Source organism: Parabacteroides merdae ATCC 43184, from assembly GCF_025151215.1.
Taxonomy (GTDB): Bacteria; Bacteroidota; Bacteroidia; order Bacteroidales; family Tannerellaceae; genus Parabacteroides; species Parabacteroides merdae.
Genome location: NZ_CP102286.1, coordinates 3,869,993 through 3,882,596, shown reverse-complemented (window position 1 = coordinate 3,882,596; position 12,604 = coordinate 3,869,993). Strand labels below are relative to the sequence as shown.

Genomic DNA, 12,604 nt, shown 5'->3' with positions numbered 1-12,604 from the left:
CAACCCGAAAAGGTTCGGTTTCCGGGTTGAAATAGAAAAAACAGGGGGTTATTGTAAAATCTGAATCATCCTTCTCAGAAGATCCCGCCCTTGTACATATCGTTGAAATTCGTATGCTGCCCTTCCAGCTTCCGGGCTTCGTCGCCTTCGGGATTCAGTTCGATGGACTTTTTCAGATCTTCGAAGGCGCCATCCTTGTCTCCTTTCAGGTTCTTGGCACGGCCCCGTTCGGCGTATGCTTTGCCGAAATCGGGTTTCAGATCAATCGCTTCGTTGAAGAAAGTAATGGCTTCATCCAGACGTTCCTGCGTGATCAGGAGCTGGCCGACGAGCAACGTCGCCTCGTCATTGAACGGATTCAACTCCAACACATTCTGGTAATCGGCCGCAGCAGCGTCAATATTGCCCATCGCTTCATGGATACGGCCGCGTAGCAAGTAGGATGTTTCTTCTTCCGGAGCCAGCGTGATGGCCTTTTCCACATCGGGAAGCGCTTCGGTTGCCTGCTGCATCGACAACAATATCCGGGCACGCATCAGATAGGCATCCGTGAAATCTTCTTTCAAGGCGATCGCTTTCGTCAGGTCGGCAATAGCCCCTAAGGGGTCGGAAGTCGTCCGCTTCGCCTTTCCCATCAGGAACCAGGCCAAATGGTTCGTCTCTTCCAGTTCGAGAATATGCCGGCAATCGGCAATCACGTCCGCATCCTTGTCCAGCATGAAAAGCACGTTCACACGTGTCAGAAGCGTATTGATATGATCCGGTTCAAGTTCCACCATGCGGTTCAGCACCTCAAGAGCTTCTTCCGCCTTATTCGCCGTCGTATAGGCAGCAACCAGATAAGTCATCGTCTCGAAATCCTCCTGCAACTTCAACGCTTCAGTAAAACATTTGATGGCATACGCTACCTGTCCTATTTTCTGGGCGCGGACACCGTCGTATTTCAGAATATCGAAATTTTTCTGATCGTTCTTGCTTTTTTCCTCTTCAGGTGTTGCAGCCTTAGAAGAAGAGAATAGTGATTTAAAGAAGTTTCCCATGATTTAATTACAAATTGTTTTCAGGGAGGCAAAGATACGAAAAGTCCGAACCCTTTTCATATTTTTTATGAAGAATCCATAAGTGAGTTTCAGACATTTTTCTAATTTTGTAGCAGAATTTTTAACTTGGGAAGGATTGTGCCAGCCACACCAACCGCACGCTTTCCCGTCAATTAATGAGTATGGAAAACATAGAAACTGGACTTTTGCTAATGATTGTAGGAATGACAACTGTTTTTGCTATCCTACTGATCGTTATCAATCTTGGGAAGGGCCTGATCGTACTGGTAAACAAATATGCGCCCGAAGAGATTATTGTCAAAAAACAAGTGACACCACAAAGACAGACGGCTACATCCACACCGGCTGCCGGCATCACGAACCAGACTACTGCCGCAATCGTATCGGCTGTAAGTGTTATGACCGGTGGAAAAGGCAAAGTCGTTAAGATCGAGAAATTATAATAGCATTTATACATAAAATATCATGAAAAGAGAAATCAAATTTAGTTTGGTCTTCCGTGACATGTGGCAATCTGCCGGAAAATATGTTCCCACCGTAGACCAGCTAACACGGGTAGCGCCAGCCATTATCGAGATGGGCTGCTTCGCCCGCGTAGAGACCAATGGCGGAGGATTCGAACAAGTAAACTTATTATTCGGTGAAAACCCAAACAGAGCCGTACGCGAATGGACGAAGCCGTTCCATGAGGCCGGCATACAAACCCACATGCTGGACCGAGCGCTGAACGGCCTGCGTATGAGTCCCGTACCTGACGACGTTCGCCAGTTGTTCTACCAGGTAAAAAAAGCACAGGGGACAGATATCGCCCGCACATTCTGCGGATTGAACGATGTACGCAACATTGCTCCTTCCATCCGATATGCGAAAGCAGCAGGGATGATCTCGCAATGCTCGTTGTGCATCACCCACTCTCCCATCCATACGGTCGAATATTACACCAAGATGGCGATGGAACTGATCGAACTCGGAGCGGATGAAATCTGTATAAAGGATATGGCCGGCATCGGCCGTCCGCATTCTTTGGGGCAGATCGTAGCAAACATCAAGGCAAAACATCCGGAAATTCCGGTTCAGTATCACAGCCATGCCGGTCCCGGATTCAACGTGGCTTCGATCTTAGAAGTATGTAACGCCGGTTGCGATTACATCGACGTTGGCATGGAACCGCTTTCATGGGGTACAGGCCATGCGGACCTGCTGACCGTGCAGGCGATGTTAAAAGACGCCGGCTACAAAGTGCCGGAAATCAACATGAAGGCTTATATGAAAGTCCGCAGCCTGATCCAGGAATTCATGGATGACTTCCTCGGCTTGTATATCAGCCCGAAGAACCGCCTGATGAACTCGTTGCTGATCGGTCCGGGCCTGCCAGGCGGCATGATGGGAAGCCTGATGTCAGACCTCGAAAAGAACCTGGAGACAATCAACAAGAACAATATCAAGAACAACAAGCCGCTCATGAGCCAAGACCAGCTGTTGATCAAGCTGTTCGATGAAGTTGCCTATGTATGGCCGCGTGTCGGCTACCCTCCATTAGTGACTCCGTTCAGCCAGTATGTGAAGAACCTGGCGCTCATGAATGTGATGCAGATGGAGAAAGGGAAGGCCCGCTGGAGCATGATCGCCGACGATATCTGGGACATGATTTTAGGCAAGGCAGGACGCCTGCCGGGTCCGTTGGCTCCGGAAATCATCGAGAAGGCGAAAGCCGAAGGACGCAAATTCTTCGAAGGCAACCCGCAGGACAACTATCCTGACGCGCTCGACAAGTATCGCAAGCTGATGAACGAAAAACAATGGGAAACGGGCGAAGACGACGAAGAACTCTTCGAATATGCGATGCATCCGGCACAGTATGAAGCCTACCGTTCAGGAAAAGCCAAAGTGGAATTCAAAGCCGACGTAGCCAAGAGAAAAGCCGAGAAGCAAACAGCCGCCCAGCCTGCCACCGTTCCTTCACAAGCTGCCCCGGCCAGTATGGCAATGGCTATGCCGACAACTCCGCAAGTAATGACCGTCGATGTGAACGGCCAATCCTACAAGGTAACCGTAGCATTCGGAGACACAGCGAATGCCGTCCCGGCAGAAACACAGGCTGCTCCTGCCGCGACACCCGCCCCCACTGCTGCTCCTGCCGGTACCGGCAAAGAAGTGCTCTCGCCGCTGGAAGGCAAATTCTTCCTCGTGAAAAGTGCTTCCGACACACCTGTAAAAGTAGGAGATGTCGTAAAGGAAGGCGATGTGCTTTGCTATGTGGAAGCCATGAAGACATATAATGCCGTACGTGCGGAATTTAGTGGAACAGTCACTGCGATCTGCCTAGCTTCCGGCGATGCGGTTTCTGAAGATGACGTACTAATGACGATACAATAATGAATGAAATATTTCAAAATCTATATGAGATGACTGCGTTCAGCAACATCATTGCTGAACCGCAGTTTCTGATCATGTATGCCATTGCGTTCATACTGCTTTATTTGGGTATCAAAAAACAGTATGAACCGCTGCTGCTCGTACCGATCGCATTCGGCGTGTTGCTTGCCAACTTCCCCGGAGGCGATATGGGGGTGATACAGGCCGACGAAAACGGCATGATCAACGTGCACGGAGTGATGAAGAACATTTGGGAGATGCCGCTCCATGACATCGCGCATGAGTTGGGGCTGATGAACTTCATTTACTACATGCTGATCAAGACTGGGTTCCTTCCTCCTATCATCTTTATGGGTGTAGGGGCGTTGACAGATTTCGGGCCGATGCTGCGCAACCTGCGTCTGTCCATATTCGGGGCGGCGGCACAGCTGGGTATTTTCACCGTGCTGCTGGTAGCCATCCTGATGGGATTCACGCCTAAAGAAGCAGCTTCTTTAGGAATTATCGGAGGAGCGGACGGACCGACTGCCATCTTCACGACCATCAAACTGGCCCCCCATCTGTTAGGACCGATAGCGATTGCCGCTTATTCCTATATGGCGCTGGTTCCGGTTATCATCCCACTGGTAGTCAAGCTACTTTGTTCAAAGAAAGAGCTATCCATCAATATGAAGGAACAGGAAAAGAAATACCCGTCCACCACGGAAATCAAAAATTTGCGTGTCTTGAAGATCATCTTCCCAATCGTAGTGACGACGGTAGTGGCCCTGTTCGTGCCGAGTGCAGTGCCATTAATCGGTATGCTGATGTTCGGTAACCTGGTCAAAGAGATCGGAACCAATACATTCCGCCTGTTCGATGCAGCATCGAACAGCATCATGAATGCAGCGACCATCTTTTTAGGATTATCGGTCGGCGCGACCATGACAGCCGAGGCGTTCCTGAACTTCACGACAATCGGTATCGTAATCGGAGGCTTCCTTGCATTCGCCCTTTCCATAGCGGGCGGCATCTTCTTCGTCAAACTGTTCAACCTCTTCACAAAGAAGAAAATCAACCCGCTGATCGGAGCAACCGGACTGAGCGCCGTACCGATGGCATCCCGCGTGGCAAATGAGATAGCATTGAAATACGACCCCAAGAACCATGTGCTTCAATATTGCATGGCCAGCAACATCTCCGGCGTTATCGGTTCTGCCGTAGCCGCAGGCGTATTGATCTCGTTCTTAGGATAATTTCAAACACGGATTATATTTAGGCACGGATTTCATGGAATTTGCTCCAATCCGTGCCTAATTTAACATCTACCTGCAAATTATTTGCTTCCAAATGCTGTAATCCCAAAATATTTACTTTAATTTGTGACTTGATATAGGATACATTTATCCTTTTCCTAAATGCGATTGAATATGAAGGACACTCACGAAGCTAATTTGCCAACTGAAGAAAACGGCAAATTGGAAGAAACTAAGGCTCCGGAAACAACACCGGAAAACACGGCGGAGGAAGTTGTAACAAACGAAACAACGGACGCTGAAGTTGCAGCAGAAGAAACATCTGAAGCAGAAGTCAAAACAGACGAAGTTGCGGCAGGTGAAGAAACCGTTGCGACTACGGGAAAATTGTCGAAAGAAGAAATTCTGGAGAAACTGACCGGTTTGGTAGGAGCGGCGGCAGACGCGACACGCAACGAGGTGGAAGCACTCAAACAGGCTTATTACAAAATCCACCGGAGCGAAGTGGACGAATTGAAGAAAGCATTCCTCACAGCCGGTGGTGAAGAAAAGGATTTTGTCGCTCCCGAAGACGAAACCGAAAGCAAGATCAAAGAACTGCTCAACGTCTACAAAGAAAAACGGGCTGCCATCCTTGCCGAGGAAGAACGGGTTAAAGCGGCCAATTATGCCTTGAAACTCCAACTGATCGACCAGCTGAAAGCATTGATCGAAAGCCAGGAAGATTTCAACAAATTATATAATGATTTCAAGGACATCCAGCAAAGATGGAAAGAAGTGAAAGCCGTTCCGCAGGAACACGTCAGCGAACTGTGGAAGAACTACCAAACATACAGCGAGATGTTCTATGATATCATCAAAATAAACAACCAGTTCCGCGACTACGATTTCAAGAAGAATCTGGAAATGAAAACGGCTCTTTGCGAAACCGTCGAGAAACTGCAAACGGAACCGGATGTCATATCCGCTTTCCATCAGCTTCAGAAACTACACCAGCAATGGCGCGAAATCGGTCCGGTAGCGAAAGAACTGCGCGAAGACCTCTGGTCCCGCTTCAAAGCCGCTTCCACAATCATCAACAAACGCCATCAGGAGCATTTCGAAGGATTGAAAGCGAAGGAACAGGAAAACCTGGAAGCCAAGACAGCCATTTGCGAACAGATAGAAAACATCGATTTCCCGGCTTTGAAATCATTCAAAGATTGGGAAGAAAAAAATAAGGAAGTAATTGCCTTGCAGGACAAATGGAAAACGATCGGCTTCGCCCCGAAGAAATCGAACGTGAAGATATTCGAACGTTTCCGCGCAGCCTGCGACGTTTATTTCAACCGCAAAAGCGAATTCTACAAGAATATAAAGGACGAGATGGAAAAGAATCTCGCACTGAAAAAAGCCTTGTGTGAAAAAGCCGAAGCATTGAAAGACAGTACGGACTGGAAGAGCACAACCGAAAAGATGATCGCCTTGCAAAAAGAATGGAAGACGATCGGATCGGTAGCCCGCAAACATTCCGATGCCGTCTGGAAGCGCTTCATCACGGCTTGCGACTATTTCTTCGAACAGAAGAACAAGAATGTATCTTCCCAAAAGAGCGTGGAGCAAACGAATTTAGCTGCTAAAAAGACTTTGATCGAAAAGATCAACACAATCGACGAAGCCGACCATGACGAAGCACTTGCTACCTTGAAAGGATATATGACAGAATGGAACGCTATCGGCCATGTCCCTTTTAAAGAAAAAGACAAGATTTACAAGGAATATCACGAAGCTGTCGACAAACAGTTCGACCGTCTTAAAGTCGACCAGAACGACCGCAAGATGCAGACTTTCCGCAATAGTCTCAGCGATATGAGCAACGGCGAACGGGGGAAAGGGAAACTTTACGGAGAACGGGAAAAACTGATGCGCATGTACGAACGGATGAAGAACGAACTTCAAACTTACGAAAACAACATCGGGTTCCTAAGCATCTCTTCCAAAGGCGGCGGCGGCTTGCTCAAAGAGATGGAACGCAAGATCGACAAGCTAAAAGACGAAATGGCACTCATCATTAAAAAGATAGATGCCATCGACGAGAACCTCGAATAAAACGGAAAAATCCCGTAAACTGATATAAATTAGGCACGGATTACACGGATTCACACGGAAAGAAAAATAATTAATCCGTGCAGTCCGTGTAATCCGTGCCTCATTTATATCCCTATTTATATACATATAGTATGAAATCCAAAATACATTTTTTTAACCCAGGACACGAAACCGCCATACTACAAGGCTCTGAAAATTACACTCCGCCTGCAAACGTGCAGAGGATGATCAAGGAGTTATCCTATCTTCCCGTCTGGTATGCAGACCCGGAGGATTTTGTTTTTACCGAAGAGATCGTTTCACCTCGTTTCTTCTCCTTACAACCGAAGGAGTTCAGGCCGTTTGCCAAGCTAATCTCACGCAAGGAAATCGAAAAGCAGAAGGACAGCCTGCCCGAAATGCAAGCAACCCCCTGGGGACTTTCCCCACATAGCCATTCTCTTTTTGAAAAACTGCGGAAAAGCGGTAACCTGAACCTTACGATCCCGGAATGGAAAGAAGAATATACCCGATTGACAAGCCGCCAGACTGCTGCCGAATGTCTGGACAAAATACGAGAACTCCTACCTGATATGGATGTACCGGTATCACCTAAATTCTGCAAAAAAGTAAGAGAAGTGGAAAAATACCTGATCCTCCAGAATGCTCCCTTCATACTGAAGACTCCCTATTCATCTTCCGGCAGGGGACTGCTTTGGCTACCGGAACGCAAACTGACTACAAAAGACCGTACCTGGATCGAAGGGGCACTGAACAAACAGGGATGTGTCAGCATAGAATGTGCACTGGACAAATACCAGGATTTCGCGATGGAATTTTATTCAGACGGAAACGGGAACATACGCTATGAAGGGCTTTCCGTATTCGGAGCTGAAAAGAAAGGAGCTTATTCCGGAAATGTATTGGGCGAACAGACATATCTGGAAAGCTTCTTTGTTGAAAACTTCGGAGACAAATTCCAGCAACTGAAAGAAACTGTCGGAGAGGCGATCCGGCAGATATACGGAAACATCTATACCGGTTACTTGGGCGTGGACATGTTGGTCTACCGCAAAAAAGCAAACGGCGAATTCGCCATACATCCCTGCATAGAAGTGAACATGCGCTACACAATGGGGATGGTAGCTTTGCGCATCAGCCAAAAATACCTGGCTCCCAACGCCCGGGGTGACATGCGCATCACTTACACAAGCAAACCGGGAGAAGCCTACGAGCAACATTGCTTTATGAAGAAGGCTTATCCGCTTGAAATGAAAGACGGGAAAATAAAAGAAGGATATATTTCTCTCTGCCCGGTCACAAAAGAAACCAAATACAGGGCCTACATACTGGTTTTCTGATTCTAACATCCCCCCCTCCTTAATCCTGTATTTAATATACGACGAAGCCCCCGAAGGCAATTACCGTCCTCAGGGGCTTGTTTTGTTTATAGCGTTCGTTCTTCACAGGGTAATCGGAGGATAAAAATAAGTTTATGGAGAAAACAAGATTCGGCTTCACCCAGTGTCTCGTCTTGGTTCAAGTTAGTCATGTCTCCCTGCACTACATCCACAATATTTAAGTGAAAGATAAAAGTGCAACAACCCTAACTAATAAGCAAACAAACAATCAATTACATCAAAAGCTACCATTCCTTTGCTTTTTGCCCTTAGTCGAAAAGGCTTTTGACAAGTGTCGAAAAGGCTTTTGACAAGTGTCGAAAAGGCTTTTGACAAGTGTCGAAAAGGCTTTCGACCAAGGGCGAAAACATATTCGACCAAGGGCAAAAGGTTAATGATTAGGCTGTTTTGCAACAGAAACACGGCTACTGTCACTTAAATGGGATGCACCAAATCCGGCTTGCTCTCCGATGAAAGCAAACATAAGCGGTGAAGGCAATTCGCGAATCATGGCGAAAAGTCTGTTTACCCCCCCCCCAAACATGACAAAATAAAGAAATGCAGAAGAACACCGACACTCATGCCGACCTGTCCTCTTATCTTCGACATCGTTACCGGTTATGTTTGATCAGATTCATAAATTCTTCGCGCGTTTTGGCCTGCTGGAAGAATCCGGTGAAGTCGGAGGTTGTAGTCAAGGAGTTTTGCTTCTCGACACCACGCATCTGCATGCACATATGTTGTGCCTCGATCACGACCATCACGCCTAACGGATCGAGCGTTTCCTGAATGCAGTCTTTGATCTGCATGGTCAATCGCTCCTGAATCTGAAGACGGCGGGCGAAGATATCCACGACACGGGGAATCTTGCTCAACCCCGTAATATATTTTTTAGGGATATAAGCGACATGGGCCTTCCCGAAGAAGGGCAACATGTGATGCTCACAAAGAGAAAAGAAATCGATATCCTTTACAATCACCATCTGCTTGTAGTCCTCTTCCTTGAACATGGCGCCACGAAGCACGGCTGCCGGATCTTCATGATATCCTTTGGTCAGGAACTGCATGGCTTTGGCTACACGTTCGGGCGTTTTCAACAGACCTTCGCGGTCTACATCTTCACCAAGCAGATTGATAATACTTTTATAATGGCCGGCCAGCTCTTCGCGGGCCAGCAAAGTCTTCTCGTTTACTTCTTCACTCATTTCAATTCAATGGGATTTTGACTTCTTCCCTAACGATATACATCTCTTTCCTATAGGCCGGGAATGCATCCATCAGAAGACGTTGCATGTGATAAGCCTCTTCATGCGAACGGAAATCACCGATACGCAGACGCCAGAACGGAGCATTGTACGTCACATAAGTCGAGACATCAGGGAAAAGTTCCTTAATTTCTTTTTCTTTCCGGAAAGCCTCATCTTTGGATTTACGCTGGTTATTACCGGAGAACACTTGTGTACGATAGCCTTGTATTTTCAGAAAGGCCGCGCTATCAGTCTTTTCGACCCCCTCACCATGCAGCCGTTTGCCGAGCATGTTACGGAGAGCATCCGACCCGCGCACCGTAACAGTCCCCTTTCCGGGAACTCTTTCCTGCAAGGCGTCAATGATGTCTTCCACCTGTCCACCGCCATCCGTCTGAGCGGACAAAGCAGATGCACCAAGCAATATACATAAAGACAAGATATATTTCATATCAATTGACAGTTGACAATTGACAATTGACAATTACAATTGACAATATACTCCCCGGTGAATTCCCCGGAATAATTGTCAATTGCCAATTGCCAATTATCAATTAATTAAACGCTTCGATGATAGGCATGAACTTATCGACAGCCAAAGAAGCGCCGCCGATCAGGCCACCGTCTACGTTCGGTTTAGCAAACAGTTCCTTAGCGTTGCTTGCGTTACAGCTGCCACCGTAAAGGATCGTGCAGTTATCGGCGATTTCCTGACCATATTTAGCAGCCAGAGTAGCACGGATATGAGCGTGAATTTCTTCTGCCTGGTCGGATGTAGCGGTTTTACCTGTACCGATAGCCCAAACCGGTTCATAAGCCAGAACGATCTTAGCGAAGTCTTCAGCAGACAGGTCGAACAAAGAGCCCTTGATCTGAGCATCTACCACTTCGAAATGCTTGCCGGCTTCTCTTTCTTCCAGCACTTCACCGATACAGAAGATCGGAGTCAGACCGTTGGCCAAAGCCAATTCAACCTTTGTTTTCAGGATTTCCGGAGTTTCGTGATAGTAAGCACGTCTTTCGGAGTGGCCCAGGATCACATATTTTGCACCTGTAGAAGCAACCATAGCAGCAGAAACTTCGCCAGTGTAAGCGCCTTTCTCCTTGTCTGCGCAGTTTTCAGCAGCAACACCGATCTTGTTCGTGTCGATAGCAGCAGCAACGCTTGCCAAGTGAGTGAACGGAGTACCGATGATCACATCACAGTTAGGAGTTTTACCTTTAAGAGCTTCATCCAAGCCTTTTGCCAAAGCAAGACCTTCAGGAAGGGTAGTGTTCATCTTCCAGTTTCCTGCAACAATATTCTTTCTCATGACTTAATTAATTAAATATGTAATACAAATAGTTATTTCTTTTCTTTCCGTTTGCGTCTGAAACGCAGCAGGTCATACATCCAAACAAGCAGCAAAGGTACGGTAAAAGTCAATAGGTTGGTTGCAAGGGTCCCATCTTCTTTACTTTTTATATTGCTCTCGTCCAAGCAGCGATCCATAACCGCCTTGACCTCTTCCTCAGCCGGAATATCGTTGTAGTGCCATTTGCCCAGTATCGTACCGCCTTTCAGCAGCACCAGACCGGGGTTGGAACGGATAATCGTCTTAAGCAGTACCTCGTCCGCCATCCGGAAAGGATATTCGGCCCCTGTATTGTCGCTCCAGGTATCGATCGCCTCCGGCGAAGAACCTGTCACGCAATAGAACGGGATATCATGTTCGAGCGCATAGTCATACACGCCGTTGATCTCATCCATCTGCTCGTCGTCCGCTTCTTCCAGCTTCGGAGCGACAAGCAGCAAAACCGGACCGGGGTTTCCGATGATCTCTTCCGTCACATCATCTCCCTTTCCATTGTAAATATTGAAAGCGGCAACAGGAGGCTGATAGCCCTTCTTGACCAATTCCGTCTTCGAATCCACAAATGTCCAGCTACTGTCGTTTGCCGGATAGTCTTCAAGCGAAAACTCTTTCTTCACGCCGTCTTTTTCATACACAAACGTGTACTTGTATTCATCCTGCGGAGCCTCTTCGGGCATTTCCATCAACTTCGGTATATTCGCACCGATCTTATACGGACGGAAATCGATTACAGGCAGATGATTGTAATTATAATAAGCGAAACCGACACCGAACAGGTAAGCATACAAAGCGACAAACCAATATGCCCGGAAAGTAAAGCACTGGAACAAGCGCTGGTTATAAATAAACGTAACAATAGCGGCAAGAGAGAGTACGATATTCTTAAAGAACGTTTCCCAATTGGAGATCACCAGCGCATCCCCAAAACAACCGCAATCCGATACGGGATCGAAAAGGGCCAGATACAAAGTCAACGGCGTCATAAACGCCATAAATATCAAGATAAGAAAAGAGACATACCGCCGGTACACTCCCAGCAGCATACAGACACCGAGCGCAAACTCGATTGCCGAAAGGTTGAAAGACAACAATACCGTAAAAGGCTGCAACATATCCAGTCCGAAGGAAGCCAGGTATTCACCGATCTTGATCGCCCCGCCCATCGGATCGACCGCCTTGACAAAACCGGAGAAGATAAATACAACTCCGATCAGCAAGCGGCACAATTCTGCCAATATCTTTAAAACGGCATTCTTATTCTTCACTTCCAACTTTCAATTTTCAACTGTTTCTTCTCCGTACTCCAGCTTGATTAGGCCGAATAACGCATAGTTGATCATGTCCATATAGTTGGCATCGATGCCTTCGGACACGATCGTCTTGCCTCCGTGGCTCTCGATCTGCTTCGTACGATAAAGTTTCATCAGGATCAGATCCGTATAGGAACTGATACGCATGCCGCGCCATGCCTCACCGTAATCATGGTTCTTGGCATACATCAGCTCTTTGGTTGCCGTGATGTATTTATCATACAAGGCCAGCGCTTCTTCATTGCTTATATCCGTCGTATCGGCAAATCCTTTTGCCAATTGTATCAAGCCGATAACCCCATAGTTCACGATTGCGACAAACTCAGGACGGATACCTTCATCCACCATGCTCACTCCTTTTATCTCAAGGCTGCGAATCCGGTTTGCCTTAATAAATATCTGGTCGGTCAGCGACTGCGGACGCATGATTCGCCACGAGGGACCGTAATCTTTCAACTTCTTTTCAAACAGTTCCCGGCATTGGGATATTACTTTTTCGAATTGTTCCTTCGTATCAGCCATACTTTCTTAGCATTTACATCCGTACAAAGAT

General features: G+C 47.2%; 11 protein-coding genes. 5 read left to right on the top strand and 6 right to left on the bottom strand.

What is annotated here, in order from left to right; all coding sequences use genetic code 11:
* Positions 1-74: 74 nt before the first annotated feature.
* Positions 75-1,040: a tetratricopeptide repeat protein gene (locus tag NQ542_RS15850; RefSeq protein ID WP_005640585.1), complete on the bottom strand. Its 966-nt coding sequence runs from the start codon at positions 1,038-1,040 to the stop codon at positions 75-77.
* A 182-nt stretch (positions 1,041-1,222) separates the two neighbouring features.
* Here NQ542_RS15850 and NQ542_RS15845 point away from each other — a divergent pair, with 182 nt between their 5' ends.
* The 5 genes from NQ542_RS15845 (at position 1,223) to NQ542_RS15825 (ending at position 8,100) form a co-directional block, all read left to right on the top strand.
* A complete protein-coding gene (locus tag NQ542_RS15845; RefSeq protein ID WP_070103922.1) occupies positions 1,223-1,504 on the top strand; it encodes an OadG family protein in 282 nt (93 codons plus the stop codon).
* A gap of 22 nt (positions 1,505-1,526) precedes the next feature.
* The gene (locus NQ542_RS15840) at positions 1,527-3,437 is read left to right on the top strand and encodes a biotin/lipoyl-containing protein (RefSeq protein ID WP_005640582.1); all 1,911 of its coding nucleotides are present in this window, start codon (positions 1,527-1,529) and stop codon (positions 3,435-3,437) included.
* On the top strand, positions 3,437-4,672 hold the full coding sequence (locus NQ542_RS15835; RefSeq protein ID WP_005640579.1) for a sodium ion-translocating decarboxylase subunit beta: 1,236 nt from the start codon (positions 3,437-3,439) through the stop codon (positions 4,670-4,672). The genes NQ542_RS15840 and NQ542_RS15835 overlap by 1 nt, the downstream gene beginning before the upstream one ends.
* A 174-nt stretch (positions 4,673-4,846) precedes the next feature.
* Entirely contained in the window at positions 4,847-6,760 is a 1,914-nt protein-coding gene (locus NQ542_RS15830) for a DUF349 domain-containing protein (protein WP_005640577.1), read from the top strand.
* Between the two features lie 131 nt (positions 6,761-6,891).
* The gene (locus NQ542_RS15825) at positions 6,892-8,100 is read left to right on the top strand and encodes a hypothetical protein (RefSeq protein WP_005640574.1); all 1,209 of its coding nucleotides are present in this window, start codon (positions 6,892-6,894) and stop codon (positions 8,098-8,100) included.
* A gap of 650 nt (positions 8,101-8,750) precedes the next feature.
* Here the strand turns inward: NQ542_RS15825 and folE are convergent.
* The 5 genes from folE to NQ542_RS15800 all read right to left on the bottom strand — a co-directional run bounded on the left by folE (position 8,751) and on the right by NQ542_RS15800 (position 12,573).
* Complete coding sequence (folE, locus tag NQ542_RS15820; protein ID WP_005640563.1) at positions 8,751-9,344, bottom strand: GTP cyclohydrolase I FolE; 594 nt, start codon at positions 9,342-9,344, stop codon at positions 8,751-8,753.
* Position 9,345: 1 nt separating this feature from the next.
* The gene (locus NQ542_RS15815; RefSeq protein WP_005640561.1) at positions 9,346-9,837 is read right to left on the bottom strand and encodes an SPOR domain-containing protein; all 492 of its coding nucleotides are present in this window, start codon (positions 9,835-9,837) and stop codon (positions 9,346-9,348) included.
* Positions 9,838-9,940: 103 nt separating this feature from the next.
* Positions 9,941-10,699, bottom strand: a complete 759-nt coding sequence (gene tpiA / locus NQ542_RS15810; protein ID WP_005640560.1) for a triose-phosphate isomerase — start codon at positions 10,697-10,699, stop codon at positions 9,941-9,943.
* A gap of 32 nt (positions 10,700-10,731) precedes the next feature.
* The gene (locus NQ542_RS15805) at positions 10,732-12,012 is read right to left on the bottom strand and encodes a BT_3928 family protein (RefSeq protein ID WP_005640558.1); all 1,281 of its coding nucleotides are present in this window, start codon (positions 12,010-12,012) and stop codon (positions 10,732-10,734) included.
* A 3-nt stretch (positions 12,013-12,015) separates the two neighbouring features.
* Positions 12,016-12,573, bottom strand: a complete 558-nt coding sequence (locus tag NQ542_RS15800) for a DUF1599 domain-containing protein (RefSeq protein ID WP_005640556.1) — start codon at positions 12,571-12,573, stop codon at positions 12,016-12,018.
* Positions 12,574-12,604 lie beyond the last annotated feature (31 nt).